21 protein-coding genes are annotated in these 26,546 nt (G+C 54.9%); 17 read left to right on the forward strand and 4 right to left on the reverse strand.

All coding sequences use genetic code 11. From position 1 onward, the window contains the following. Positions 1-37: 37 nt before the first annotated feature. The gene (locus B5D61_RS07135; RefSeq protein ID WP_078812649.1) at positions 38-1,612 is read right to left on the reverse strand and encodes an NADH-quinone oxidoreductase subunit L; all 1,575 of its coding nucleotides are present in this window, start codon (positions 1,610-1,612) and stop codon (positions 38-40) included. A 105-nt stretch (positions 1,613-1,717) separates the two neighbouring features. Here B5D61_RS07135 and B5D61_RS07140 point away from each other — a divergent pair, with 105 nt between their 5' ends. The 17 genes from B5D61_RS07140 to B5D61_RS07220 all read left to right on the forward strand — a co-directional run bounded on the left by B5D61_RS07140 (position 1,718) and on the right by B5D61_RS07220 (position 23,377). After that, positions 1,718-2,608, forward strand: a complete 891-nt coding sequence (locus B5D61_RS07140) for a LysR family transcriptional regulator (protein ID WP_078812650.1) — start codon at positions 1,718-1,720, stop codon at positions 2,606-2,608. 136 nt (positions 2,609-2,744) lie between these two features. Continuing rightward, positions 2,745-4,016 (forward strand): DUF1552 domain-containing protein, encoded by a 1,272-nt coding sequence (locus B5D61_RS07145; RefSeq protein ID WP_078812651.1) that lies wholly within the window; start codon positions 2,745-2,747, stop codon positions 4,014-4,016. Between the two features lie 50 nt (positions 4,017-4,066). Continuing rightward, entirely contained in the window at positions 4,067-6,526 is a 2,460-nt protein-coding gene (locus tag B5D61_RS07150; RefSeq protein WP_342753359.1) for a DUF1592 domain-containing protein, read from the forward strand. A gap of 759 nt (positions 6,527-7,285) precedes the next feature. Then, positions 7,286-8,146, forward strand: a complete 861-nt coding sequence (gene atpB / locus B5D61_RS07155; protein ID WP_217698935.1) for a F0F1 ATP synthase subunit A — start codon at positions 7,286-7,288, stop codon at positions 8,144-8,146. Between the two features lie 81 nt (positions 8,147-8,227). Continuing rightward, complete coding sequence (atpE, locus tag B5D61_RS07160; RefSeq protein ID WP_245846499.1) at positions 8,228-8,491, forward strand: ATP synthase F0 subunit C; 264 nt, start codon at positions 8,228-8,230, stop codon at positions 8,489-8,491. Between the two features lie 62 nt (positions 8,492-8,553). Next, positions 8,554-9,075 carry a F0F1 ATP synthase subunit B gene (locus B5D61_RS07165; protein ID WP_078812654.1) on the forward strand — a complete coding sequence of 174 codons (522 nt, stop codon included), beginning with the start codon at positions 8,554-8,556 and terminating at the stop codon, positions 9,073-9,075. A gap of 28 nt (positions 9,076-9,103) precedes the next feature. Continuing rightward, positions 9,104-9,499, forward strand: coding sequence for a F0F1 ATP synthase subunit delta (locus B5D61_RS07170; protein WP_078812655.1), 396 nt, complete (start codon positions 9,104-9,106; stop codon positions 9,497-9,499). 78 nt (positions 9,500-9,577) lie between these two features. Beyond that, positions 9,578-11,107, forward strand: a complete 1,530-nt coding sequence (gene atpA, locus B5D61_RS07175; RefSeq protein ID WP_078812656.1) for a F0F1 ATP synthase subunit alpha — start codon at positions 9,578-9,580, stop codon at positions 11,105-11,107. A 42-nt stretch (positions 11,108-11,149) separates the two neighbouring features. Then, entirely contained in the window at positions 11,150-12,031 is an 882-nt protein-coding gene (gene atpG, locus B5D61_RS07180) for an ATP synthase F1 subunit gamma (RefSeq protein WP_078812657.1), read from the forward strand. Between the two features lie 36 nt (positions 12,032-12,067). Continuing rightward, positions 12,068-13,525 (forward strand): F0F1 ATP synthase subunit beta, encoded by a 1,458-nt coding sequence (gene atpD, locus B5D61_RS07185; protein ID WP_078812658.1) that lies wholly within the window; start codon positions 12,068-12,070, stop codon positions 13,523-13,525. Positions 13,526-13,620: 95 nt separating this feature from the next. Next, positions 13,621-14,037, forward strand: a complete 417-nt coding sequence (gene atpC / locus B5D61_RS07190) for an ATP synthase F1 subunit epsilon (RefSeq protein WP_078812659.1) — start codon at positions 13,621-13,623, stop codon at positions 14,035-14,037. A 324-nt stretch (positions 14,038-14,361) separates the two neighbouring features. Beyond that, positions 14,362-17,538 (forward strand): DUF1553 domain-containing protein, encoded by a 3,177-nt coding sequence (locus B5D61_RS07195; RefSeq protein WP_078812660.1) that lies wholly within the window; start codon positions 14,362-14,364, stop codon positions 17,536-17,538. Positions 17,539-17,551: 13 nt separating this feature from the next. Beyond that, positions 17,552-19,006, forward strand: coding sequence for a DUF1501 domain-containing protein (locus B5D61_RS07200; protein WP_078812661.1), 1,455 nt, complete (start codon positions 17,552-17,554; stop codon positions 19,004-19,006). A gap of 174 nt (positions 19,007-19,180) precedes the next feature. Then, positions 19,181-19,951 carry a PRC-barrel domain-containing protein gene (locus B5D61_RS07205; RefSeq protein WP_078812940.1) on the forward strand — a complete coding sequence of 257 codons (771 nt, stop codon included), beginning with the start codon at positions 19,181-19,183 and terminating at the stop codon, positions 19,949-19,951. Positions 19,952-20,083: 132 nt separating this feature from the next. After that, on the forward strand, positions 20,084-21,652 hold the full coding sequence (locus B5D61_RS07210) for a glucose-6-phosphate isomerase (RefSeq protein ID WP_078812662.1): 1,569 nt from the start codon (positions 20,084-20,086) through the stop codon (positions 21,650-21,652). Positions 21,653-21,718: 66 nt separating this feature from the next. Further along, complete coding sequence (locus B5D61_RS07215; protein ID WP_078812663.1) at positions 21,719-22,069, forward strand: hypothetical protein; 351 nt, start codon at positions 21,719-21,721, stop codon at positions 22,067-22,069. 54 nt (positions 22,070-22,123) lie between these two features. Beyond that, positions 22,124-23,377, forward strand: coding sequence for a NupC/NupG family nucleoside CNT transporter (locus B5D61_RS07220; RefSeq protein ID WP_078812664.1), 1,254 nt, complete (start codon positions 22,124-22,126; stop codon positions 23,375-23,377). Between the two features lie 14 nt (positions 23,378-23,391). On the opposite strand, the gene B5D61_RS07225 is transcribed toward B5D61_RS07220, so the two are convergent. From B5D61_RS07225 to B5D61_RS07235, 3 genes are all read right to left on the reverse strand, one after another. Then, complete coding sequence (locus B5D61_RS07225) at positions 23,392-24,696, reverse strand: DUF58 domain-containing protein (RefSeq protein WP_078812665.1); 1,305 nt, start codon at positions 24,694-24,696, stop codon at positions 23,392-23,394. A gap of 24 nt (positions 24,697-24,720) precedes the next feature. Further along, positions 24,721-25,767 carry an AAA family ATPase gene (locus B5D61_RS07230; RefSeq protein WP_078812666.1) on the reverse strand — a complete coding sequence of 349 codons (1,047 nt, stop codon included), beginning with the start codon at positions 25,765-25,767 and terminating at the stop codon, positions 24,721-24,723. A 208-nt stretch (positions 25,768-25,975) separates the two neighbouring features. Continuing rightward, the gene (locus B5D61_RS07235; RefSeq protein ID WP_078812667.1) at positions 25,976-26,515 is read right to left on the reverse strand and encodes a glutathione peroxidase; all 540 of its coding nucleotides are present in this window, start codon (positions 26,513-26,515) and stop codon (positions 25,976-25,978) included. Positions 26,516-26,546: the final 31 nt, after the last annotated feature.

The raw sequence follows: 26,546 nt of genomic DNA on the forward strand, positions 1-26,546 counted from the left end.
GGTGAATTTGGAATGTGATTGAAAAAGTCGGACGGAGTCAGAGGCCGAGTTTCTGCGTGAAGCGGTTCAGGTAGGTGCCAAAATAGAAGCCATTGGCGGCGTGCACATAGAGTCTCGAAAACCGAGGATGAGTACCCCAGGCCGGTAGCTGGGCTTGGAACACCAGGACTGCCAGGAAGAGCAGCATCACTAGGCTCATCAGGATGAAGTCCAAGGCTGTTCTCTCTGGATGATACAACGGCAGGGCTGACTGAAGAACGGAGCTGAACGCGGCGTGCAGAGTGAAGCAGGTTACTGCAGTCAGACCTGCAATCGCCAGCCCCCAGGTGAGTAACCGCCGTCTCATGGAGCTGCTCCATAGGGTCCAGAGCAGATGTGCCAGGGCCATTACAAACACGGCTGCCAGCAGGAGTTCACCGGGTGACGCCATCACATGATCGACAAGCAGAAGACACGTACCACAGCCGATCATGAGAGCAGCCAGGAGAGCGCCGATGAGGATTTTCGGATGAGCGGCAGGGCGGCTCGTAGGCACCCAGGAGACAGTGGCCTGTCTCACACTGCTTCCGCTGCTGAGGAAGGCATAGGCCTTGTAGAGCGAGTGAGCGACCACGTGCAACATGGCCAGTGCGAAGGCTCCGAGGCCACACTGGAGCATCATGAAGCCCATCTGAGAGACGGTGGACCAGGCCAGAGATTTCTTCACGCTGGACTGGGTCATCATGATCACAGATGCGAACAAGGCCGTGAAGGCTCCGATGAAGGCCAGGGTGTTCAAGGCACCGGGCACCTGGACCAACAAGGGGCTCATCCGCAGGATCAGGTATCCGCCTGCGTTGATGATCCCAGCGTGCATGAGAGCTGATACTGGGGTTGGCGTCTCTAGCGTATCAGGCAGCCAGCTGTGGAAAGGAAACTGGGCCGATTTGATGATGGCTGCTGCGACCAGTAAGCCCGCAATCCAAGGCAATAGAGGCTGCTTTGCAGCCGCCGCTGGAGCCAAGATCACACTGAAGTCCAGGCTCTTGAACTGAAGCCACACCAGGAGCGCAGCGCTGATCAAGCATGCATCACCCAGACGGCTGATCAGAAATTTTTTCTTCGCCGCCTGCTTGGCACCGGGGCGATCCGGATAGAAGGTTAGAAGCTGGTGGAGGCATAGGCTGATGGCCATCCAAGAGACGATGAAGAGCAGAAGATTGCCGGAGATCACCAACAAAACGACCGAGCCTTGCGTGGCGCACAACCATTGGATAAATCGTTGCTGGCCGGGATCACCCTCCAGGTAGTTTAAAGAAAATCGGGTGACGATATAACCCAGGAAACCGACCAGGCCTAACATGATGCAGGATAATGCATCGAGAAGAATGCTCAGTTGCCCCCAGCCCCAGTCCACCAAAACCCACTCCACCGGCCCAGCCATGGCCACGCTGAATCCGGCGAGAGCGGCTGCAATCAAAGTGAAAGTGGATAATGTGAGAGCACTGGCTTTAAATTTCCGGCGGTCTGCCAGAAAGCCGTGAAGTAGGGCCAATAGAATGACCCCGAGGGCGATAGCCAACTGTGGAGCATAGACAACTTGAGGGTGGAGTAGGGCAAGAAGGGAGTTCATAAAGCGAGCTCAGACTCGGTGAGCGCGGCATTCATCACGGATTGGTTGGATTCACTCCAATTGATGTTATGATAAAAATCGTTCACTTAAATCGAACGAAGAATCATGGCTTTTTTAAACTACCACCATCTCAGATACTTCCGAGCCATCGCCTTGAGCAGCAGTCTAACTAAAGCTGCCAAACAGCTGGGATTGTCTCAATCGGCATTGAGTGTTCAGCTACGACATCTTGAAGAAAGTCTAGGCCAAGCATTGTTTGAGCGTCAGCATAAGGCCTTGGTCTTGACCGAGGCGGGTCGCATCGCCTTGCAGTATGCGGACACGATTTTTCAAAGTGGTGAAGAGTTGATGGACGTGCTTAAAAATCAGGCTTCACGCAGCCGATCCATCTTGCGCGTGGGTGCGGTGGCCAACTTGTCTCGTAATTTTCAGCTCCGTTTTTTACAGCCCGTCATCGGTAAAGATGATGTGGAGTTGATTATCCATTCTGGCACGTTGCGCGAGCTGCTCAGTCAGTTGCAGGCTCATACACTGGATGTTGTTTTGACCAACACCGCCATCCGTCGCGATACGGAAGTGGGATGGCACTGCCATCTATTGGATGAACAGCCGGTCAGCCTTGTCGGTCAGAAAAGACGTGGAAAACGTAGCTTCCAATTCCCTCACGATCTGAGGACGGTGCCTATCGTTCTTCCAAGTCTCGAGAGCAGTATTCGCTCCGCTTTTGATCTGCGCATGGATCAATTGGGCATTCGGCCAATGATTGCCGCCGAAGTAGATGACATGGCAATGCTTCGCTTGATGGCGCGCGAATCACTCGGCGTGACATTGGTGCCCTCAGTCGTGGTCAAAGATGAACTGGAGAGGGGAGAGCTTGTCGAAAAATATCGTTTCTCAGACATCAAGGAGACCTTCTATGCTATCACCCCCAGTCGGCGTTTCCCGAACCCAATTCTTCGAATTTTGATGGCGTCACGTGGCCGGAGTGGGAAGTAGAGGGATATTTTTGGAAATAACCTCCCCATTTCTTTCCCAAACAAAGATCATTGAGCTGTATTTCCGGTGCAATAATGGTGTGCCACGCCTCGTATCACTCCGCTGCTTCGAGTCTTGAGCCATTTTTCCCCCCCTTATGAACCGCCGCCGCTTCATTCTTCGATCCATCGGTGCCTCTTTGGCGCTGCCGGGTATGCCGTCTCTCATGGCCAAGTCCGTGGGTGGAAACTCGGCGGTGCAAGCTGCCAAAGGAGCAGGAATGGGGGCCCGTCGTTTTGTGGCGATTGGGAATTTGCTGGGCTACCAGACCAAGCAGCTTTTCCCGACGACAACGGGGCGGCAGTATGAGAAGACGGCGCTGCTGGAGCCGGTCTGGGATATTCGTGAGAAGATGACCGTGCTGCGCGGTCTCGACCATGGGGTGAAAGGGGGGCATTTTGCGGTGCATTCCTTCCTGTCAGGCGTATTGAACTCGGAAGCGCAAAATCGCCCCGATGGCAATGTGACGATTGACCAATTTTTAGCCGACGAAGTAGGCTTCCAGACCCGTTTTCCTTCACTGACGGTGGGCTCTGAAGGGGGTATCCACGGCGGTTGCCAGATCGCCTGGACGAAGTCAGGCGTGCGTGTGCCCCCGGTGACGAACCCGGCCGAACTCTTTGAAAAGCTCTTCGTGAGTGATTCCAAGGAACGCCAAGCCCGGCGCCAGGAGGAAAACAAGGTTCAGGGCTCCATCCTGGATTCCGTTTTAGAGGAAGCTAACCGTCTCTCGCGGAAGGTGAATAAGGAGGACAAGGACAAGCTCGATGAATACCTGACCTCCGTCCGTGACGTGGAAAAGCGCCTGGAACTGCGTCAGCGCTGGACCAGCCTGCCCAAGCCTCACGCCCCGTTCGAGAAGCCTGCCAATCGCAACGCGGTAGAGGATCTGCCGCTGCTGTATGAGATGATTGCATTGGCTCTGCAGACGGACAGCACTCGAATTGCCACCCTGGAGATTGGGGGCGATTTCATGCCGCAGCATCTGGGCATCAAGAAGGATTGGCACGGCCTCTCTCACCACGGAAACGATCCTGAATCGATTGCGAGCCTGATCACGCTGGAGCGCTATCAGATCGAGCATTTCGGCAAGTTCGTCGCACGTCTTTCGAAAATGAACGATGGCGAGAAAACGCTGTTGGACTCCACGACCGTCCTTTTTGGCAGTGGTATGGGCGATGGAAATTCTCACAAGAACTCCGACCTCCCGATCCTCTTGGCCGGGGGCGGCTACAAGCATGGCGAATTCCGCGAGGTTCCCCGTGAAGGCATCAACAAGGTGCCGCTGTGCAACCTCTTCGTGGACATCGCACAGCGTATGGGAGTTGAGGTTGATTCCTTTGGTAGCAGCACAGGCCGCTTTTCCTGATTTCCATGCCAATTTTTGATCATGCCCGCCTCGCTGTCGGTCTGTCAGCGATGGCTCTTACCACTGTGGCTTATGCTGAGGAGCCCGCATCCGCCCCGAAAGTGGTGCAGCAGTTTCTCGGCAAATACTGCCTGGAGTGCCATGATTCCGATGTCCAGAAAGGGGATCGAGAGTTCGAAAGCTTCGCTCTCCCTTTGAAATCGGTCGCTGATCTGATTTCTGCGAAGGATATCATCGATCAGGTCACGCTGAAGGAAATGCCGCCGAAGAAGGCGGATCAGCCCAGTGATGAAGAGCGTCTCACTCTCTTGCGCGTGCTCAGGGAAGGGACGGTGGCAGCTCGCGGCAAGATTGAGAGTTCGGGCTCGCGCACGGTCATGCGTCGGCTGTCGAGCCGTGAGTATGAAAACACCCTCGCAGCTCTTTTTGGCCGACGAGTGGATACGTTGGGCCTGACGGCAGATTTCCCTAAGGAAAAGACCAGCCGTCATATCGATACCATCGGCAAGTCTTTGGTCACCTCCGGCTTCCTTGTGGATCAGTATTTCCAGGCCGCCAACCGCCTCGTGGAGACTCGTCTTGGTAAGCCGGTGATGGAACCCAAAAACTGGCACTTCAATGGGCACTTCATTCAGTATGAAGAACTGAGTGGCTCACACAAGGCGGCCTTCAACTATCGTTATCTCAATCTCTACGAGCAACCCAACACCGATACTCGACAAGGAGGCTACGGCCACATTGAGGACTTTTTGAAAGGGGTGCCTGAATCTGGTTTCTATGATCTCGAGGTGGAAGCGCAGGCTTTACACCGAAACACGCATTTCGATCATGCCATTTTTGGTATCGATTTCTCTGAACCGTTCATCATCGGGGTAGTGCCTGGTGACATTACCAAGGGGCATATTCATTACCCGCAACCCATCGAGCCTTTGCTCGCTAGCAGTGTGGTGCCTGATGAAAAACCCACGGTGCTGAAGTTCCGAGTGTGGCTGGAAGCTGGCCAGACGCCCCGCTTCATTTTCCCAAATGGGCCTTATGAATCACGAGCTTCGGTGGTCACGATCAACAAGCGCTACAAAGATGAGTTTAAAATCCCTCCAGGCACGTCGGGAGTGAGTCGCACGCATCTGCTTCGTGATGGGGATCTGCCGCATATTCGAATCAGTGATATCAAGATCCAGGGCCCCGTGAAAGAAGCTGGAGGCAGTGTGGAGGAGGTCGCGGTCTTCGGCCAAGGCGGCTTCAATCCTGAGCGTGCTCTCGATCAGCTTTACGCTTTTGCAGAAAAAGCTTACCGCCGCCCGCTAACCGACACGGATCGTGCGCCGATTCAGTCGTTCTACGACAAGCGTCTCGCAGAAAAAGCGACTCCTCGCCAAGCGGCCTTGGACGCATTGAAGCTCATCCTGTGTTCGCCGTCCTTTCTGTATCTCAGCGAGATTACCGATGATGATTCTGCCAAGGCGCTCAAGCCTTACGATCTTGCCACGCGTCTCTCCTATGCCTTATGGGCGGCTCCCCCAGATGCGGCTTTGCTCGCGACTGCTAAATCTGGCAAAATCACTGAACCTGCAGAATTAAAGAAACAGGTGCAGCGCATGATGGCGGATGAGCGGATAAGCGGCTTCATCCATGGATTCCTCGATAGTTGGTTAAACCTGCGGGATCTCGGCAGCATGCCACCTCCGCGGGAAACCAATCTCACGTATTATGCCGAGGATCTGCCAGCCTCCATGAAACAAGAGGTGAGGCTCTTTTTCAGTGATCTCCTCAAGCGCAATGGCTCGGTAGAAAACTTTCTGGATTCAGACTATTCCTTTGTGGATAAGAAGCTGGCCAAACTTTACGAACTGCCCGAGCAAAAGACGCTGCGCCTTGCGGACGGTTTTCAAAAAGTGAGTCTGAAGGGGAATGCTCATCGTGGAGGATTACTTGGGATGTCGGGCGTGCTCACTGTGAGTGCCAATGGTGTCGAAACTTCGCCCGTGACTCGCGGCGCTTGGGTCAGTGAAAACATTCTGGGCATCCCGCCACCTCCGCCGCCGGATGTTGTGCCCGCCATTGATGCGGATGTCTCGGGTGCGACGACGATCCGTGAGCGCTTGGCCAAACATCGGGCCGATCCGACCTGCGCGGAGTGTCACCGCAAAATTGATCCTCTGGGCTTTAGTCTCGAGACCTTCGATCCAATCGGTCGTTGGCGCAGTAACTACGCTAAACCTAAAGGCGGGAAAGCCCCTGCACCGAAGGTGGACGCCTCAGGGGAATTTCCTTCCGGTGAGACTTATCAAGACTTTGCAGGCTTCAAAAAGATCATTCGTGAAACACGCGAAGACCTCTTTACCCGCCATCTGATCCGGCAAGTGCTGACCTACGCCAGTGGACGCCATATGGAAGCCTCGGACGATTTTGAACTCGATGAAATCCACCAGGCGGTCAAAGCGGACAAGCGGGGGCTTCAGACTTTAATTGTGCGTTGCCTAACGAGTGAGATTTTCAGGTCACGATAAGGAGATGTGATTGCAGGGAGGCGAGGCTTCGAGAGGGTGGTTCATTGGACGATTCCTTGGACCACTCGGCAAATAGGAGGATGCGTAGCGGGTTTTTCAAAGTGGGTTCACCCTTGGCGGACCATTGCCTAACTCTGTCCGCTCCTTCCCGCTAGGGCCATGTTGATCCGTTGGTTAGGTCGAGGGAGGCTGCGATTTAATCAAGTGAGCCATTTTGAACCGTTTATTGGCAGGCATGGACACATAAGAAATCAGCCCGTAACACCAGCGACATGTGAAAATGTATCGAAAATGGGCCCAGGGAGGTGCCCAGCTCTTTCACCAGGCTGAATAGCTGTTGATACTGGGTCGCAGTAGTCTAACGAATAGGAGGTGTGCTGTCGGGAATGATTGGTTTTCAACGCATTTCCTCAACGGCGGTGGCCTGGGGGCGACCAGTATTGTCCGGTGCCTTGCTAGCCCACGTTGCCGACCGACCGTTTTGCGGATAAGAGAAATGCTGCGTTTGGCGGCAAGATTTGGCGTGGAGGTCTTGAGCTTGGAAGTCCCCAAAAGGAAGGGCAAAAATGGCCGATTTTGGAAAAAAACTTTGGAGGTCCGAAATGCGTCCAACCCTTGTAAAATCAAGGCACGGATGACTTTGTGAAATTTTTCACAAATAAGTCTTGCCTCTCTCCGCCCCCCTGCTAAAACACAAGCCGCCGACTCGGCCCGCTATTTGCTATGGACGTAAGTTTCCCTCTATCCTCATCTCCCGTTGTGCTCGCAGAAGTGAGCCGTGCGGCCGTTTCTTTGGTCGGTGAGGAGAGCTTCTGGTCTTTTGTGACAAACTCTTGCTTTGTTGCTGGGGTGGTGACGGTTTTGATCGTTTGGTTGGCCAACAAAGCTACGACTCGGATGTCGTTGATTCCTCATCCTTGGCAAAATTTCTTCGAGTCCATCATTGAGGCTGTGTACAATCAGGTTGAGGCCATTGTGGGTCCTAAGCAGGCTCCTCGTGCATTCCCTCTGCTGGCCACCTTGTTTATTTTCATTCTTGTCTCCAACTACTTTGGTCTTCTTCCCGGGGTGGGAACGATTGGCTGGGGGCATGGTCACGGCATGTTGAGTCTGGAGCATATCAGTAAACCTGTTCTTCGTCCGGCGACGGCTGACTTGAATATGACTTTGGGGATGGCCATCTGCTTTATGTTGGTGTGGCTTTATCTCACCATTCGTGAGTTGGGTGTTTGGGGATTCATTGTTCACACCTTTGGTCCTAAGGGTGGTGCTAAGGGGGTGATGGGTGTCTTCATTGCTCTCGTTTTCCTTCTCGTGGGGGCGATCGAAATTGTTTCGATCATGTTCCGTCCGGGTTCGCTGTCTCTGCGTCTTTTTGGTAACATCTATGCTGGTGAGACTCTGCTTCACACGATGATGACTCTCGGTGAGATGTTTGGCCTGGGGGCCATTGGCAAGTTCATTATCGCCACGATCGCTCCAATTCCTTTCTACTTCATGGAGTTGCTGGTGGGCTTGTTACAAGCCAGCGTCTTCACTCTTCTTTGCGCAGTTTATATCCAGCTCTCGACGACTCATGACGAAAATCATGGCGAGGAGCATGGCCACGATCACCATTGATGAACCCTTTGATCATCGGGACCATGCCAAAGAGTGTGGGCGATGATTGAAACAACCAAACATTAAAAGAAGAATAACACTATGATGATGGAACTCATGACGATGGCTCAGCCTGCCGCTGCTGCCGCTGAAGTCGCTGCTGCTGGCGTGTCCGGTAGCCTTACCTTGGGTCTTGCTGGTGCTGGTGCCGCTCTTGGCATTGGTCTGATCGGTGGCAAGGCTGTTGAAGCTGTGGGTCGTAACCCAGGCGCTGCTGGTAGCATCCAGACGCTGGCAATCATCGGCATGGCGCTGGCAGAAGCCGTCGCTATTTACGCTCTGATCATCGCTTTCCAGGGCCGTTAATCCCTCTGAGGAGGTGGCGGCACCCACCGCCACCTCCTATCTCTCACTTTTCGCTTTTTCTCATGACCACGACCTTCCTCGCCGCCTCCGACATTGCTGAACAGTTTGGCCTTGAGCTTCCCAAACTGATCGCACAAGTCATCATTTTCCTTGTCGTGTTCTACGTTCTCAAGACCAAAGCTTTTGGTCCGATCCTGGCTATGCTCGAGCAGCGTCGTCAGCGTATCGCGGACGGTGAATCCAAGCTGGAGAAGATTGCCAAAGATCTCGCTGAAGCTGAGAAGAATGCCCAAGCTATTGTCGATAAGGCCAATGCAGACGCCAATCGCCTGATCAAAGAGGCTGGTGATAGCGCCAAGTCGCTGGCTGAAAAGCGTCAGCAAGAAGCCATTCAAGAAGCTACTCAAATTCTCGCTAAAGCTCGTGAGGTAGCTCAGCTTGAGCATGAGCAGCTCATGGCCCAGCTCAAGAGCCAGTTTGGCCGCATGGTGTCCGAAGCGACTTCCCGTGTGACTGGTAAGGTGCTAAACACCGACGATCAGGCGCGCATCAACCAGGAGACTACCGCTCAGGTAAGCCTGTAATTCAATTTTCTTCCGCTTCTAACCGAACATGAAAATCAGCAAGGAAGTCCGCCGCACCGCGCGCCAGCTTTTCCGCGTTTGCCTGGTCAATGGCAAGCTGGATGAGTCACGTGTGCGCCTCGTGGTGAATCAGATCACCACCTCCAAACCTCGTGGCTATCTGGCCATGTTGGACTCCTTTGCTGGGCTTGTTCGTCATGAAGTGGAAAGTCAACGTGCTGTGGTGGAAAGCGCCACATTCCTCACGGATGACATTCAATCCAATCTGAAGGCCAGTCTGTCTGAGAAGTATGGCCGTGAACTCACGCTGGAGTTTCACATCAAACCTGAACTGCTCGGCGGTATCCGCGTGAAAGTCGGCAGTGACGTTTGGGATGGTTCTGTCAAAGCCCGTCTCGAAGCCCTCAAAGCCAGCCTGTCCTGATCAAAAACTGATCTGCCCTTTTAATAAAAGCCGCCTCGCCCCTTAATCCCGTTCACCGTTTCTAAATAAAGTCGCACCATGAGCAACATCCTCCAGGAGATCGAATCCCAAATCGCCGGACTTAAAACGGCGGTCACCAAATCCAATGTCGGCGTGGTCCGCGAGATCGGTGACGGCGCTGCGAAGATCGAAGGCTTGAGCGATGTGATGCTCAACGAAATGATCGAGTTCCCTGGCGGCCTCTATGGTCTGGCCTTGAACTTGGAAGAAACCGAAGTCGGTTGCGTGCTTCTCGGTTCCTCCGAAGGCATCAAGGCTGGTGACGAAGTCAAGACCACGGGTCGTCTTCTCTCCGTGCCTGTGGGTAAAGGGCTCCTCGGTCGTGTAGTGAATACTCTCGGTGAAGCTCTGGACGGCAAGGGACCTATCAAAGGCGACGCTCAGTATCCAGTCGAGAAGATCGCTCCAGGGATCATTACCCGTAAGTCCGTGTCTGTCCCTGTGCAGACGGGCATCATGTCCATCGACGCCATGATTCCGATCGGCCGTGGTCAGCGTGAGTTGATCATCGGTGACCGCTCCACCGGTAAGACCACCATCGCTGTGGATACCATCATCTCCCAGGCTCAGCAGAATAAAGCGGCTGAGCAGGGTAAACTTCAGGGCCACAAGCCTCTGTATTGCATCTACGTCGCCATCGGCCAGAAGCAGTCCAACGTCGCTCGCGTCGTTAAGACTCTCGAAGACGCCGGTGCCATGGAATACACCGTTATCGTGAACGCATCTGCTTCCGATAGCGCTGTGAACCAATACCTCGCTCCTTACACCGGTTGCGCCATTGGTGAGTGGTTCATGGACCAGGGCATGGACGCCTTGATCGTGTTCGATGACCTTTCCAAGCAGGCTGTGGCCTATCGTCAGGTTTCCCTCGTGCTGAAGCGCCCATCCGGTCGTGAAGCTTATCCAGGTGACGTGTTCTACCTCCACTCCCGTTTGCTTGAGCGTTCCGCTCGCGTGAATGAGAACTACGGTGGTGGTTCCTTAACCGCTCTGCCGATCATTGAAACCCAGGCTGGTGACGTTTCTGCCTACATCCCGACGAACGTGATTTCCATCACGGACGGCCAGATCTTCCTTGAAACCGACTTGTTCTATCAGGGTATCCGTCCGGCCATCTCCGTGGGTCTCTCCGTTTCCCGTGTGGGTTCTGCCGCTCAGACGAAGGCCATCAAGAAAGTTTCCGGCACCACCAAACTTGACCTCGCTCAGTTCCGTGAATTAGCTGCCTTCGCCCAGTTCGGTTCCGACCTTGATGCCGCTACTAAAGCCAAGCTTGACCGTGGTGCTCGCATCGTGGAGCTCTTCAAGCAGCAGCAGTATCAGCCGAAGAGCCTCCCAATCATGGTCATCAGCCTTTACGCCATGCAGAAGGGTTACTTCGACTCCGTGGCCGTGGATCGCGTGAAGGAATTCCAGGCCAAACTGGAAACCTACCTCACTGAGCGCAAGACCGCTCTGTTGGACAAGTTGGCCAACGAGAAAGCCTTGGACGGCGTTGAAGCCGATATCAAGACCGCCCTTGAAGACTTCAAGTCCGCTTGGAAGTAATTATTCTCGGATCTCCACATCCAAATTTGAAAGCCTAATCAGATGCCCTCGACCCGCGACATCCGCCGCCGAATCAAATCGGTCAAAAACACGGCCCAGATCACCAAGGCCATGCAGCTCGTCGCGGCTGCGAAGATGAAGAAAGCGCAGGATCAAGCCGCTAACGGCCGTGCCTACGCCGAGTTGATGAATAAGATCCTCGTCAGCCTCAAGGAGAGCGCTGCGGAAGGCATTCATCCCTACTTCGCTGACGGCGCTGGAGACAAGACTCTAGTCCTGGTGATCGCCACCGATAAAGGTCTTTGCGGTGCTTTGAATACCAATTTGCTGAAGAAATTGGTCAATACTCAGTTCGATGGCCCCGTTGAGTTTGTGACCATCGGTCGTAAGGCGACTCAAGGCCTTTCCCGCTTGCGCAAGACTCTGGTGGCTGATTTCCCAATTAAGGATCCTGCGAAGTTTGTCGAGATCCGCACGGTGGGTAATTTCATCCAGGAAAGGTTCCGCACGGGTGAATACAAGCAGGTGCTGGTTGCGTTCAACAACTTCATCAATACCGTTACTCAGGTGCCTTCCATTGAGCAGGTGCTGCCGGTGAATCCGGTGACCCTGGGTGGCAAGCGTAACTTTGATGATACCTCTAAGGAGATCAATCCTGCAGACGTCCCGGATTACACCTTCGAGCCAGATGCCAAGACCGTCTTTGAAACGGTGCTGCCGCAGTATGTAAACGGCACCATTTATCAGATGCTTCTCGAAGCCCGCGCTTCTGAGCACAGCAGCCGAATGGTGGCCATGAAAAACGCTACCGACAACGCAAAGCAGATGCTCAAAGACCTCAGCCTCGAATACAACAAGCTCCGTCAGGCAGCGATCACCAACGAACTCCTCGAGATCACCACCGCCAAGATGGCTCTGGAATAGTCCCTCACTTTCAATTCATCCTTTTCAAATCAACCCATGAGCAACATCGGCAATATCGTTCAAGTCATTGGTCCCGTGGTGGACGTGGACTTCTCCGCCACTGGCAAACTGCCAGAAATCTACAACGCGCTGGAGATCAACTATGATCTCGGCGGTAAAAGCTCACGTCTGGTCTGCGAAGTGCAGCAGCACTTGGGTGATGGCTGGGTTCGCTCCGTGGCCATGTCTTCCACTGAAGGTCTGAAGCGTGGTATGAACGTGGCCGACACGGGCGCGCCGATCACCGTTCCTGTGGGTGAAGAAGTTCTGGGCCGTATCTTCAACGTCACTGGCGACGCTATCGATGACCAGCCAAATCCGACGACCACGAAGCGCTATCCGATTCACCGTCCAGCCCCAGCTCTCGTTGATCAGAACCCTTCCGCTCAGATTCTCGAGACGGGTATCAAGGTGATCGACCTCATCTGCCCCTTCACCAAAGGTGGTAAAGTGGGTGCTTTCGGTGGTGCTGGTGTGGGTAAGACCGTGGTTATCATGGAGCTCATCAACAACATCGCCAAGGGTCACGGTGGTTATTCCGTTTTCGCTGGTGTGGGTGAACGTACTCGTGAGGGTAACGACCTTTACCATGAAATGATCGAGTCCGACGTTATCAAGGTGAAGAAGGACGGTCACAATATCCTTCGCAATGAACAAGGCGGTTACATCAGCGAGCCCGGCTCTAAGGTGGCTCTCGTTTATGGACAGATGAATGAGCCTCCAGGTGCTCGTCTTCGCGTGGCTCTGTCTGCTCTCTCCATGGCTGAATACTTCCGCGACGAGAAAAACCAGGACGTGCTTCTCTTCGTGGATAACGTGTTCCGTTTCTCCCAGGCTGGTTCTGAGGTGTCTGCTCTTCTGGGCCGCACGCCTTCCGCTGTGGGTTATCAGCCAACTCTTGCGGCTGAAATGGGTGCCATGCAGGAACGCATCACCTCCACCAAGAGTGGTTCCATCACTTCCTTCCAGGCCGTTTACGTTCCTGCGGATGACTTGACCGACCCTGCTCCTGCCAACACCTTCGCTCACCTTGACTCCACCGTCGTGCTTGAGCGTTCCTTGGCTGAGCTTGGTATCTATCCTGCCGTGGATCCTCTTGCTTCCGTGTCCAAGGCTTTGGCTCCAGAAATCGTTGGTGAAGAGCACTACCGCGTGGCTCGTGGTGTTCAGCGCGTTCTTCAGCGCTACAAAGACCTTCAGGACATCATTGCCATTCTGGGGATGGACGAACTGTCCGACGAAGATAAGCTGATCGTGTTCCGCGCTCGTAAACTTCAGCGTTTCCTCTCTCAGCCATTCCACGTGGCTGAAATCTTCACTGGCACTCCAGGCCAATATGTGTCCGTCAAGGACACCGTTAAAGGATTTGCCGAAATTTTGGACGGCAAGCACGACGATGTGCCAGAAGCCAACTTCTACATGAAGGGTGGTATCGACACTGTGCCGAAGGCGTAAGCCTGCCTGGTCAAGGATTGAGGTGGTTCAACATCCCCGTGGGGCCACCTTGCTCAGCTTGACCTTTTGATCTCTTGACTCTCTGACCTTTTCCCATGCCTCTCAAACTCGAAATCGTTACTCCCGAAGCACGCATCTTTTCGGATGAAGTGGACACGGTTGTGCTCCCGGGGTTCGAAGGTGAAATGGGCGTCTTGCCCTCTCACGCTCCTCTGGTAACGACCCTCCAAGTCGGTGAACTCCGCTACACCAAGGGCGGTAAAACCACGGAATTGGCTGTTGGTGAAGGTTTGGTCGAAGTGACAGGCTCCACCACTCGTGTCCTTACAGACATGGCTATCGGCAGCGATGACATTGACGAGAAAGCCGTGGAAGAAGCCCTGGAGCGTGCCAAGCGTGCGCTTGAAGACCTCAAGCAAGGCGAGCAGCAAAGCGAAGTGGCCGCTGTCATGGCCATGATCCAACGCAGCACAGCTCAGCTTCATCTGAAGCGTAAGCGCAAGACCGTTTAACGAAATTTAGACTCTTTGTTCAGCCCCTATTCGCCGTGCGGATAGGGGCTTTTTTGTGACGTCGTTGGCTGATTTGGCGGAGGTGACTAGTCCACGCCTGATAAAAGCGCGGTGATGCTGTTTTGCTGCCCTGCAGTTACTCCACAATATTTAAACCTCGAGTGAAGCGCTTGGTTTGATACTAATAATGCTTCGCCAAACTTGGCACTTTTTGATCTTGGATTGGCCCGCTTTGACTCAGGAGCGCCCCTGGGGAAGGAATGCGGCAGAATGCCGTAATTAACTTCATTCCACTTTTCATTCCTCACGATTCTGAGTTTCCGCATGTCTTTTCCTCGTCTTCACATCATCCTCAGTCTCCTGGGGAGTTCCGGCGCGCTCTGGGGTGCTGGTCAAGGTCCGGTGGCCTTCAATCAGGACATTCGGCCGATTTTGGCGGATGCGTGTTTCCACTGTCATGGTCCAGATCCAGGGACACGGAAAGCGGGGCTCCGTTTGGATACCGAAGCGGGTTTCTTCACGGCGAAGGAAGGTGAAAGCCCCACCGTCCTCAAGGGGAAACCTGAGGCGAGTCCGCTCTATCAACGTCTGATCACGGAGGACGAAGATGACGTGATGCCGCCGCTGGAGTCCCACAAGGAACTCAAGCCGGAACAGATCGCTAAAATTCGTACGTGGATTGAAGAAGGCGCTCCTTGGCAACCTCACTGGTCGCTGATCAAACCGGAGCGTGCACCTCAACCGGAGGTAAAAGACAAAGCATGGCCCAAAACTCCAGTGGATCGTTTCATTTTGGCGAGTTTGGAAAGAGCTGGACTCACTCCTGCACCTGAGGCGGAAGCACATGCCCTCATCCGCCGGGTCACTCTGGATCTTACGGGTCTGCCACCCAGCCAGGAGCTTCTCCAGCGCTATCAGAGCAAGGCAGAGGGAGGACGTCTCCCGGACCTTGTTTACTCGGAGTTGGTGGATGAGCTGCTGAAGCTCCCCGTCTATGGTGAGCATCGTGCGCGCTATTGGTTGGATGCCGCTCGTTATGGAGATACTCACGGGCTGCATTTCGATAAACCGAGGGAGATGTGGCCCTATCGTGATTGGGTCGTCAGCGCCTTCAATCAAAACATGCCTTTTGATCGTTTCACGATTGAACAAATCGCCGGTGATCTACTGCCCAAGCCTACTGACGAGCAGTTGATCGCGACAGGATTTCAACGCTGTAACATCACCACGAATGAAGGCGGCACCATTGATGAAGAAAACTTGGCCAACTACGCGGCGGATCGCGTGCAGACGTTAGGCTGGGTTTACATGGGCCTAACCACCAATTGCGCGCAATGTCACGATCATAAATTTGATCCCATTTCGGCACGAGATTACTACTCACTGGCGGCTTTCTTTCGGAACACCACCCAGAAGCCGAAAGATGGCAACGTGAAGGATGGCAATGGCCCCATTCTCGTTTTGCCCACGGAAAAAGATCGCCCGCGGTGGGATGCCTTGCCGACAGAGATCGCTCAGGCGAAGACCGAGATGCAGGAAAATCGCAAGTTGGCGGCTCCTGAGTTTGATCAGTGGCTGACTTCAGCGAAGCCCGAGGATCTGGATCAAGATGTCCCTGCCAAAGGCATGCTCGCGCATGTGCCCTTGAACGAAGGTGTCGGTAGCGAGGTCATCGGCACCTGTGGAGTCTCGCAGAAGTTTCAGGCCCTGGGGCCGATCGTGTGGAAGCCGGATGGTAAAATTGGCCCTGCGCCTGTGATGGGGACCAATAGCACGTTTGACATCGGCGACGTGGGCGACTTTGAAAAAGATCAGGCCTTCAGTTATGGCGCTTGGGTGAGAGCAGGGAAGGTCGGCATGAGCGGGGGCATCCTGGCTCGTATGGATGAAAAGGGAGGTTATCGAGGCTGGGATCTTTACCAGAATGACCGCAGCTATTCCGTTCACATCATCAACAACTGGCCTGATGATGCGCTGAAGGTCAGCACTCGCCGCCCCTCGGTTCGCCCGGGTGTCTGGCAGCATGTTTTTGTGACCTACAATGGCAGTGGTAAAGCCGAAGGCGTGAAGATCTACATTGATGGAGTCGCTCAGGAACTGAAGATCGACACCAATGCCTTGAAAAACACCATCCGCACGAAAACGCACACCCGCATCGGGCAGCGTAGCCATGTGCAAGTGTTCCATGAAGGCTCAGTGCAAGATGTGCGCATCTATGATCGCCAGCTGAGCGCGGCGGAAATCACCACCATTTCAAAGGTGGGACCGCTTCGACTCATGCTGGCAGCTAGTAAGCGTGGTCCAAAGCAGAAAGAAGCGTTGTTTGAGCACTATCTGGTGACTCGCCATGCAGGTTATCAAAGCGCCAACAATCGTTCCACGAAGCTCGAAGGTGAGCAGGCTGCTATCAAGGCGCGGAGCCCTATCACTCACATTCAGGAAGAGAAGATGGATACTCAGCCCATGGCGAACATCCTGATGCGTGGCCAATACGATCAGGTGGGTGAGGCTGTGGAGGCGGCTGTGCCGGTGGCTCTGGGAAAATTGCCTGCAGAGTCACCCAAAAATCGGTTAGGCCTGGCACGTTGGCTGGTGAGCTCTGAGAATACTTTGACGGCGCGGGTCACAGTCAATCGCATGTGGCAGGAGTTGTTTGGTCGCGGCCTCGTCGTGACCAGCGAAGACTTCGGTATCATGGGCGCTGCCCCCACCCACCCCGAATTGCTGGACTGGTTGGCGGTGGAGTTCCGTGAAAGCGGTTGGGATGTGAAGCGCTTCTACAAAATGCTGGTCACGTCCTCTGCTTATCGTCAGGCGGCCACAATCACGCAAGCCAAGTTGGATAAAGATCGGGACAATGCCTTACTCAGTCGCGGTCCTCGCTTCCGCATGGATGCTGAGATGATCCGCGACTACGTTCTGGCGGCTAGCGGCACTCTGTCTCCTCGCATGGGCGGCCCTGGCACCCTGCCGTATCAACCAGAAAACATCTGGGAGGTGGTCGGGATGGGGACGGAGAAGTATGTGCAGGACCAAGGCGAAAACCTGTATCGCCGCACCGTGTATAACTTCTGGAAACGCATGGCTCCGCCAGCAAACATGGATGTCTTCAATGCTCCAAGTCGTGAAGTGAGCTGCGTGCGGCGTGATCGCACCAATACCCCGCTGCAGGCTCTGGTCGTGATGAATGACCCGCAGTTTATTGAGGCCTCACGCAGCTTGGCTCAGCGTGTCATGAAAGCGGGCGGTGATGACACGGTTAAGCTCAATGCCGTGGCCGAGCGACTGCTCTGCCGTCCTCTTAAAGAGGCCGAGTTGGCCATTCTCCAAGCGGGACTCAAAGATCTGCAAGCGCATTATCAAGCTCACGAGGAGGATGCCAAAGCCCTCATTGCTGTGGGTGAAGCTAAACCCGATGAAAAGCTGCCCGCTGCTGATTTGGCGGCTTGGACGATGGTGACCAGTCAGGTCATGAATCTGGATGAAGTCTTGAACAAGTAACCTTTTGATCGCCATGAGCCTTTTTAACGAATGGAATACCTTTGAAACCCGGCGGCAGTTCTTCGCCAAGGGCAAGAACGCCTTGGGTGGTGCTGCACTTTACTCGCTGTTAGGCTCATCCTTGCAGCGTTCAGCCTTAGCGGGACAAGGGATGGTGATGCCGCAGTTTGCACCGAAGGCCAAACGGGTGATCTACCTGCACATGGTCGGTGGTCCTTCGCAGATGGACTTGTTTGATTACAAGCCTGTCATGAAGGATTGGTATGACAAGGACCTCCCTGCCAGCATCCGCAATGGCCAGCGGCTCACCACCATGACGAGTGGTCAGGCAAGGTTTCCGATTGCTCCATCGAAGTTCAACTTCGCTCAGTATGGTCAGTGCGGCATGTGGATGAACTCGGACTTGTTGCCACACTTGTCTCGTCATGCCGATGACATCTGCTGGATGCGTTCTTTACACACGGAGGCCATCAATCACGAGCCTGCCATCTGCGCCATGCAGACGGGGAACCAAATCACTGGGCGCCCCTGCCTGGGTTCATGGGCTTCGTATGGACTTGGCTCCATGAACTCGAATCTGCCTACCTTTGTGGTGCTCATCGCGACGCCGACGAATCGTGAGCAGGAGCAGGCCATCTCCTCTCGCCTTTGGTCCAGTGGTTATTTGCCGGGAGAGCATGCAGGCGTTTCGTTCCGCAGTAAGGGCGATCCCATCCTTTTCATCAATAACCCGCCAGGGGTGCCTAGCAGCGTGCGGAAGCGCACCATTGAGGGGATGAATGCTCTGAATGAGCTGAACTATCAGCAGGTCGGGGATCCTGAGACTCACACACGTATTCAGCAGTATGAAATGGCTTTCCGCATGCAGGCCAGCGTGCCTGAGCTGACGGATATCTCCAAGGAACCCGAGCACATCTTCAAGCTTTACGGAGATGAAGCTAAAAAGCCCGGCACTTTTGCCAATAGCGTTCTGATGGCCCGTCGCCTCGCAGAGCGTGGGGTCCGCTTTACCCAGATCTATCTGAACAACTGGGATCATCATAGCAACGTGGCGGGTCGTATGCCCAGCCAGTGCAAGGACATTGATCAGCCCTGCCATGCCTTGATCGAAGACCTCAAGCAGCGGGGGATGTTTGAAGATACACTCATCATTTGGGGCGGGGAATTTGGCCGCACCATCTATAGCCAGGGCGGACTGACGAAAGAGAACTATGGTCGAGATCACCATCCCCGCTGTTTTACCATGTGGATGGCGGGTGGTGGTGCGAAAGGTGGAGCAATCTATGGTGAGACGGACGAGTTTAGCTACAACATCGTTAAAGACCCGCTCCACATCCGTGACTTCCACGCCACGGTCTTGCACCTGCTTGGTTACGACAGTGACCGCTTCACCTACAAGTTCCAAGGACTCGACCAGAAGTTGACGGGAGTAGAGCCTGCCAAGGTGGTGCGTGAACTGATTGCCTGATGATTTCATGAGTGCGCGTTCTCCCTTTCTTGGGAGAACGACGTGATACATCCACAACAGTGGTGAAGAGCGAACCCTTCTTGTAGCGGAGGACACCATCTGCTCATGATTCACGAGGTCGGGGATGACGGTGCTTCTTGGCTAACCAACCCCAAACTGAAAGGAAGAACCATCATGTTGCATCTGGCAAAAAACATCAAAGGGTATCGATTGGACAGTCTGAATGGCGAGATCGGTAAGGCGCGCGAGTTTTACTTTGATGATCGCTACTGGACCGTTCGCTACCTCGTGGCCGATACCGGAGGCTGGCTGACTGGCAGACAGGTTTTAATCTCCCCCTATGCCCTCGTGGGGGCTCTGGCAGATGAGGAGAGAATCGAAGTCAATCTTACCAAGCAGCAGATCGAAGACAGCCCCTCGTTGGATTCGGACAAGCCTGTTTCTCGTCAATTTGAGGAGAGCTACTATGGCTACTACGGTTGGCCTGTTTATTGGGCGGGCATGGACGCCTGGGGGTATTCCCCCTACCTACTTCGTGATCCAGAGGAATGGGTGCGCTCACCCGCCAAAGAAAAGGCCTGGGACCCGCATCTGCGTAGCAGTCGCGAAGTCACCGGGTATCCCATCGAGGCGAAGGATGGTGAAATCGGTCATGTGGAGGATTTCCTCATTGATGATGTCGAGTGGACGATCCGCTACCTCGTCGTCGATACACGAAACTGGTGGCCAGGGAAAAAAGTCCTCATCGCTCCTGACTGGATTGAACGCGTGAGTTGGACGGACCATCAGGTGACCGTGAATCTGACCCGTGAAGCGATCAAGAATTCACCCGAATTTTACGAGGACGCCTTGCCTAGCCGTACGGACGAGGCTGCCCTTCACCGTCACTATGACCGTCCAGGCTACTGGGATCGCCAGCCCTCAGTTCCCTCCCAGATTGTGTGAGCCCCATCTGGCTAAAGGGGCACCGCAGGTCCCTACGGTGATTTATCTCATGGAAAGCATGCAAGCTTTTCATGCCCCTGATGCGCACATCACAGTTGCACCCTGGCAGCGTCCATGCTCCTTAGGCGCTCCATGAGCACCACAAGCAGCCACTGGGATCGCTTCCAGAAATTCTTCGTCCGTTACCCACAGATCGGTTTCTCCATCGACATCAGTCGCATGTCCTTCGAGGAGAGTTTGTTTGAGACGCAAGCTCCTGCGATTGAAAAAGCCTTCGCGGCCATGAAGGAATTGGAGGCGGGGGCCATCGCTAACCCCGATGAAGGCCGCATGGTAGGACATTACTGGCTGCGCAATTCTTCGCTCGCTCCAGCCGAGCTTAGGGCGGAGATTGATGGCACCCTGGACGCCACGCTGGACTTTGCCGCCGACGTTCACGCAGGCAAGATCTTGGCGGCCAACGGGCAGAAATTTACCCGTGTTCTCGTCGTCGGTATCGGCGGGTCTGCTCTCGGACCTCAACTGGTTGCCCAGGCCATCACACCGGCCAATCCTCCGTTGGCCATTGATTTCTTCGACAATACCGATCCTGATGGCATGGACCGCATCGTCGCTCAGATGGGCGATGAAATCGCGACGACATTGACGTTGGTGATCTCGAAGTCGGGCGGCACCAAGGAGACCCGTAATGGCATGCTGGAAGCAGAGGCTGCTTACAAGGCCAAAGGGCTTGAGTTTGCCAAGCACGCCGTCGCAGTCACGGGATTGGGTAGTGAATTGGATAAGCACGCCATTGCCCAAGGGTGGCTGACCCGCTTCCCTATGTGGGACTGGGTCGGTGGACGCACCAGTGTAATGAGTGCCGTAGGCACCATCGCCGCAGCCCTTCAGGGGGTGGACGTTCGTCAATTCCTGGCTGGCGCTGCTGCCATGGATGAAGAAACCCGGACTCGTCCGGCTCGTGAAAACGCTGCGATGTTGCTCGCCCTCATGTGGTTCAGTGCCGGCAAGGGCAAGGGAGCCAAGGATATGGTGGTGCTGCCTTACAAAGACCGCCTGGTCTTGTTCAGCAAATACCTTCAGCAGCTCGTCATGGAATCGCTCGGGAAAGAGCACGACCTCGACGGCAATGTGGTCAATCAGGGGATCGCGGTTTATGGTAACAAAGGCTCCACCGATCAGCACGCCTATGTGCAGCAGCTTCGTGATGGCGTGAATAACTTCTTTGTGACCTTCATTCAGGTGGCAAAGGCGAGGGACACCGCCGGTTTTGAAGTGGAGCCCGGCTTCACCAGCGGAGATTATCTCCAGGGCTTCCTGCGGGGCACCCGTGCCGCTTTGGCGGAAAAAGGTCGTGAATCCATTACCCTCAGCGTGGAGGAAGTCAGTGCCTTCACCCTCGGTTTGCTGATTGGTCTCTTTGAACGTGCCGTGGGCTACTACGCGACGCTCGTGAACGTGAACGCCTACCATCAGCCAGGTGTGGAGGCTGGTAAGAAAGCGGCTACCACTTTCCTGAAGCAGATGGGTGAGGTCCTCTCTGCCCTCTCGGGAGCTGGGCTGACGGCCGATGAATTGGGAGCAAAATTGAACGTGGATGCCGAGGATGCTTGGCACATGGCCAGCCACTTGGCTGCCAACGGTAAAGCAAAGATTGTTCCTGGGGAGACGCCGGCGGCCGACCGATTCAGTGCAGTTTAAAGGATTCCGCTATTGCCAAGCGGAAAGCGGCGTTTTATCCAGTAGGGAGTCCGCCAACTCCCCCCTATGGACGATCGCTTTCCGCTTCAATATCAGATCATCTGCATCGTCTTAACGGCGCTGTTTGTATGGTCCTTCGTCATTTCGCGGGAGCCCCGGCAATGGCGGCGCCTCTATCAGTCCCACTTTTGCAAAGCGGAAGACTTTTCAGTCAATAAGAACAAGGCGATCGACGAGCGCCTGAAAAAGATCGGCATCATCGTCTCCATGTTTTTTCTGGTGGCTGATGTCGGTTTTTTCCTCTGGGGCGCTTCGCACCAGGATCGCATGAAAAATGAGTCGATGAGCCAGGACGAGCGCTTAAAGCTGGAAGAGCTCAAGAAGATCCGCAACGCGACGCAATCCATCGCCCGCTAACAAAAGCTTTGCTCTCCCGGCGCGATTTCTGCGAGACTGGCTGCGCACAATCCAATGTCCGCAGCCACTGCTTTCCTGGGTCTCGTCGTTTTTATCCTTCTCGCATGGATTTTATCCTCCCAACGGCGGCTATTTCCCTGGCGGACAGTCATCGCGGGATTGGGGCTGCAATTTCTCTTGGGATGGTTGATTTTAGGCACCCAAGCCGGGGCATGGTTTTTCAATCAGCTTGATGGAGTCTTCAAAAAGCTTCTGAGCTTTGCCAATGAAGGGGTGAGTTTGGTGTTCGGACCCCTTGCCAATACGGAGGTTTTGGCTCGGTCGTGGGGACCGGAAAACACCTTCGTGTTTGTGGTCACAGTGACGGGCACGATCATTCTCGTTTCAGCCATTTCCTCGGCGCTGTATCATTATGGCATCCTCCAGAGGGTGGTTCGTTTAATGGCCTGGGGGATGCGGCGACTGATGGGCACCAGTGGCAGTGAAAGCCTCGCTTCCGCGGCCAACGTGTTCATGGGGCAAAGTGAAGCCCCCTTAGTGATCAAGCCCTATCTAGCCAGCATGACCCGGAGTGAACTCATGGCGCTGATGACGGGGGGCATGGCGACGATTGCTGGTGGCGTCATGGCGGCCTATGTATCTTTTGGAATTTCGGCGGGTCACTTGCTCACCGCTTCCTTCATGAGTGCTCCCGCTGCGCTGATGATGGCCAAGATTCTTTTGCCGGAAACGCAAGTCAGTGAGACCGCTCACGGGGCAGATCGCTCGCCACCACGCGAGTCAGTGAATGGCATTGATGCCATTTGCATCGGGGCAGGGGATGGCATGAAGCTGGCGATCAATGTGATGGCCATGCTCATTGCTTTTGTCTCCATGGTGGCTTTGGCGAATTATTTGTTATCCTTGGGACTTGGGGTCGTCGGAATCACTGATGCACACCCCCTTCAAACCGTGCTCGGTTGGATCAATGCGCCTTTCGCTTGGCTCATGGGCATCCCTTGGAAAGATTGTCAGGTGGTCGGCTCGATTCTCGGGGAGCGCATCGTCTTGAATGAGTTTGTCAGTTATCTCAACCTGAGCCAGCTCAGCCAAAAGGGCGTGGCCTTGGATGTACGCAGCCAGACGATAGCGACCTATGCTCTCTGTGGATTTGCGAATTTCTCCAGCATCGCCATTCAGATCGGCGGTATCAGTGCCTTAGTGCCGAGTCGCCGTGAGGAATTGGCAAAGCTGGGGGGAAAGTCGATGATCGGTGGTTTGCTAGCCTGTTATTCCACCGCATGTGTGGCGGCAATCATCATGCCTTAAGGGTTGGGATTCGATCAAATGCGACCAGATGCTTTGAGATCAAGATACTGATTCGCCAATGCGATAGGCAGATTTTGAGCCGTTTCATCCACGGTGAAAATGCGATTGGCGCGCAAGGAGTGCAATAGGTGGTTTCGCTGCTCATTGTAATGGCAAAGCGCACCATAGGCTGCGGCATCCTGCAGGTTGGCGATGGGTTTGTCCGCGCGAGTTTCTAGCTCAGCCTCGCGGAGCGTGGCCACCAGCACGAGATGCCGTTTTTGCAGAAGCTTCACCGCTTTGGTCAGGTGGCTGGTGTCTTCCGTGCGCAGATTGGTGAGCAAGATAATCAGTGCCCGGCGTTTTTGCAGGGCCATCACTCGTTCGGCGGCTTCGATGAAGTCGCTCGGTTCGGTGGTGGTCTCGTAGTCGTAAAGATGGTTCAGCAACTTCGGCATGGCCGGAGCTCCTTTGACAGGTTTGAGCCAGCGCTGTGCGCCCCCAAAACCCGTGACGCCCACTTCATCCCCCTGACGGAGCGCAATGAAGGCGATCAGCAGCATGGCATTGAGACAATGATCGAATTGGGTGAGCTCACCATCCTGAGCCCGCATACGCCGCCCGCAGTCCGGCACGAGGATCACGCTCTGGTTCTTCTGCTCTTCGTAGTCGCGGCTGACCAGAGACTGCCGTCGGGAGGTCGCTTTCCAATCCACGCGCGAGAGGACATCGCCGTCCTGATACTCACGCAGTTGATGGAAATCCAACGTCGCACCGGTGCGCTTGCGCTTCACGATGCCCATTTGCTCTTCGCGATTTGCTGTGGCCAGCAGGGCAAACCGCACCACGGGCTCATAGTTCGGATAACACCGTGTTTCGCTCACCGGTCCTGGACGATACTGCCGCTGCCAAAAGCCCAGTCCGGACTCGACCAGCACATGGGCGGGTGTGAACTGATGCTGACCGCGTTTGGTGAAATGAGCATTGTAAACGAGATCTGTATGCTGCTGAGGAGGCAGCTTGCCAGACCACGGCAGCCCCTCCGCAGTGGCGACATCCGGAAGCCCATCATGCACCGATACCTTGAGCGGGCGCTGGAGCGTGTGTCTCAGCGTGAGCGTCACCTGAGAGCTGACGCCCAGGGCAAAGCGGCCTGGTAGCGTTCGTTCCAGGCTCAGCTTACGCGAGTGTGGCAGCGTGAAAAAGTCAGCCGTTGCTAGAATGCCCAGCAGCCCTCCACACACCATCCATGCCATCTGCAACTGCGGCCAAATCGACGCCAATAGACCGAGGACGGTCCAGGCAGAAAGCAGGCGCAGCGTAAAGAGAGTGGGGCGCATGGGGCTCGCGGAGAGACGTGGCGTTTACATGCGTGGTGCTTCCACACCTCGAATCACCGACTCCAGCACTTGATCCACGGTTTGACCCGAGATCGCCACCTCTGGCGTGAGGGTCACACGATGGCGTAGGACGGGTAGAGACGCCCGTTTGACATCGCCCGGCGTGATGTAGTTTCGTCCTTCCAGGAGAGCATAGGACTTGGCCACTCGCACGAGACTGATGGCACCGCGTGTGCCAGCCCCCAGAGCGATGGCTCCATGGTTACGGGTCGCCCGTGTCAGGTTCACCGCATAGTTGACGACGCTTTCCACGGCTTCCACCGCAGCCGCTTCACGCTGAGCCTGGAGGATGTCTTCGGTCGAGCAGACGGGCGGCACATCATTCGGATTCAGCCCGCGTCCCCCGGCGGCTGAGGAGACCGCACGCACGATCTGAGCCTCTTGTTGAGCATTGGGATAATCAATCAAGACCTTGAGCAGGAAACGGTCGAGCTGAGCCTCGGGCAGGGGATAGGTGCCCTCCTGCTCGATCGGATTCTGCGTCGCAAAGGTCATAAACGGAGGCTGCAAGGCATGCGTTTCTCCATCAATGGTCACCTGTGCCTCCTGCATCACCTCCAGCAAGGCCGATTGGGTCTTGGCGGGCGCACGGTTGATCTCATCCGCCAGCAGAAGCTGGGTGAAAACCGGCCCGTAACGCACGCGGAAGCTCTGGCTACCAAGATCATAGAGGGTATGTCCCGTCACATCCGAGGGCATCAGATCCGGCGTGAACTGAATGCGACGAAAACCTGCCCCAAAGGTCCGACTCAACGCCAGCACGAGGTGGGTTTTCCCCAGCCCTGGTTTACCCTCCAGCAACACGTGCCCACCCGCCAGCAGGGCGGCAAGGACCTGATGAATCACCTCGGTCTGCCCCACGAAGACCTGCTCCACTGCCGCGCGGATCTGATTCAGGAGTTGAGTCGAGCGCGGTAACTGAGGTGTCGCTGGTGGCGTAGGCGGCTCATAAGAAGGTGAAGGCACAAGGGGCGGCGGCGCGTAACCTGAATCCGGAGCGAAATCGTTCATGGGAAGAAAGCGGAGACAAAAAGCTGAACTGACAGAGCCAGTGGCAGTGAACCTAAGGACAACAAAGACGCTGTCCAAAGGAGAATCTCCAAGAGACATAAAAACTGAAGTCTAGTGCTCAAAAATTCCATCATCCACAGCCCCGTTTCCATTCTATTTTAAGTGCCTGATCAAATGACTCGAATGAGCGCTCTTCGGATGCTAATTGCTACTTCGCTAGGGCGTCCTTGATGGCGCTCAATACTGCCGCATCATCCGGCTTGGTTTTGGGTTCAAAGCGAGCCAAAATCTTGCCATCACGACCCACGAGGAATTTCCCGAAATTCCACTTCACATCTCCGGGGAAGGGGGAGGTTGGGCCACTGAGCTCTTGATACAGGGGATGCTTGTTCGGGCCTTTGACGGTGATTTTGTCAAACATCGGGAAGGTGACGTGATACTTGAGGGAGCAAAATTCTTTGATGTCCGCATTGGTTCCGGGTTCCTGACCGCCAAAGTCATTGCAAGGGAAGCCGAGCACCGCGAGCCCTTCTTTCTCGAACTCTTCGTGCAGGGCTTGGAGTTCGGTGTATTGCTTGGTGTTGCCGCACTTGGAGGCGACGTTCACAATGAGCATCACCTTGCCTTCATAGGGCTTCAATGAGGTGTCTTGACCTTCGATATCCTTGAGAGGGACCTCGTAAAGAGAACCGGCAGACGCGGTGGAGGCGATGGCGATGAGCGCCAATAGGCTGGAGTGAAGTTTCATGGGCTTGACAGGAACGCTGATTCCAGCCCAG

This window comes from Prosthecobacter debontii (assembly GCF_900167535.1).
Lineage (GTDB): Bacteria > Verrucomicrobiota > Verrucomicrobiia > Verrucomicrobiales > Verrucomicrobiaceae > Prosthecobacter > Prosthecobacter debontii.

Coding starts and splice junctions, on each gene's coding strand:
- B5D61_RS07135 (WP_078812649.1), bottom strand. CDS start 1,612: ATGAACTCCCTTCTTGCCCTACTCCACCCTCAAGTTGTCTATGCTCCA.
- B5D61_RS07140 (WP_078812650.1), top strand. CDS start 1,718: ATGGCTTTTTTAAACTACCACCATCTCAGATACTTCCGAGCCATCGCC.
- B5D61_RS07145 (WP_078812651.1), top strand. CDS start 2,745: ATGAACCGCCGCCGCTTCATTCTTCGATCCATCGGTGCCTCTTTGGCG.
- B5D61_RS07150 (WP_342753359.1), top strand. CDS start 4,067: ATGGCTCTTACCACTGTGGCTTATGCTGAGGAGCCCGCATCCGCCCCG.
- atpE (WP_245846499.1), top strand. CDS start 8,228: ATGATGATGGAACTCATGACGATGGCTCAGCCTGCCGCTGCTGCCGCT.
- B5D61_RS07165 (WP_078812654.1), top strand. CDS start 8,554: ATGACCACGACCTTCCTCGCCGCCTCCGACATTGCTGAACAGTTTGGC.
- B5D61_RS07170 (WP_078812655.1), top strand. CDS start 9,104: ATGAAAATCAGCAAGGAAGTCCGCCGCACCGCGCGCCAGCTTTTCCGC.
- atpA (WP_078812656.1), top strand. CDS start 9,578: ATGAGCAACATCCTCCAGGAGATCGAATCCCAAATCGCCGGACTTAAA.
- atpG (WP_078812657.1), top strand. CDS start 11,150: ATGCCCTCGACCCGCGACATCCGCCGCCGAATCAAATCGGTCAAAAAC.
- atpD (WP_078812658.1), top strand. CDS start 12,068: ATGAGCAACATCGGCAATATCGTTCAAGTCATTGGTCCCGTGGTGGAC.
- atpC (WP_078812659.1), top strand. CDS start 13,621: ATGCCTCTCAAACTCGAAATCGTTACTCCCGAAGCACGCATCTTTTCG.
- B5D61_RS07195 (WP_078812660.1), top strand. CDS start 14,362: ATGTCTTTTCCTCGTCTTCACATCATCCTCAGTCTCCTGGGGAGTTCC.
- B5D61_RS07200 (WP_078812661.1), top strand. CDS start 17,552: ATGAGCCTTTTTAACGAATGGAATACCTTTGAAACCCGGCGGCAGTTC.
- B5D61_RS07205 (WP_078812940.1), top strand. CDS start 19,181: ATGTTGCATCTGGCAAAAAACATCAAAGGGTATCGATTGGACAGTCTG.
- B5D61_RS07210 (WP_078812662.1), top strand. CDS start 20,084: ATGAGCACCACAAGCAGCCACTGGGATCGCTTCCAGAAATTCTTCGTC.
- B5D61_RS07215 (WP_078812663.1), top strand. CDS start 21,719: ATGGACGATCGCTTTCCGCTTCAATATCAGATCATCTGCATCGTCTTA.
- B5D61_RS07220 (WP_078812664.1), top strand. CDS start 22,124: ATGTCCGCAGCCACTGCTTTCCTGGGTCTCGTCGTTTTTATCCTTCTC.
- B5D61_RS07225 (WP_078812665.1), bottom strand. CDS start 24,696: ATGCGCCCCACTCTCTTTACGCTGCGCCTGCTTTCTGCCTGGACCGTC.
- B5D61_RS07230 (WP_078812666.1), bottom strand. CDS start 25,767: ATGAACGATTTCGCTCCGGATTCAGGTTACGCGCCGCCGCCCCTTGTG.
- B5D61_RS07235 (WP_078812667.1), bottom strand. CDS start 26,515: ATGAAACTTCACTCCAGCCTATTGGCGCTCATCGCCATCGCCTCCACC.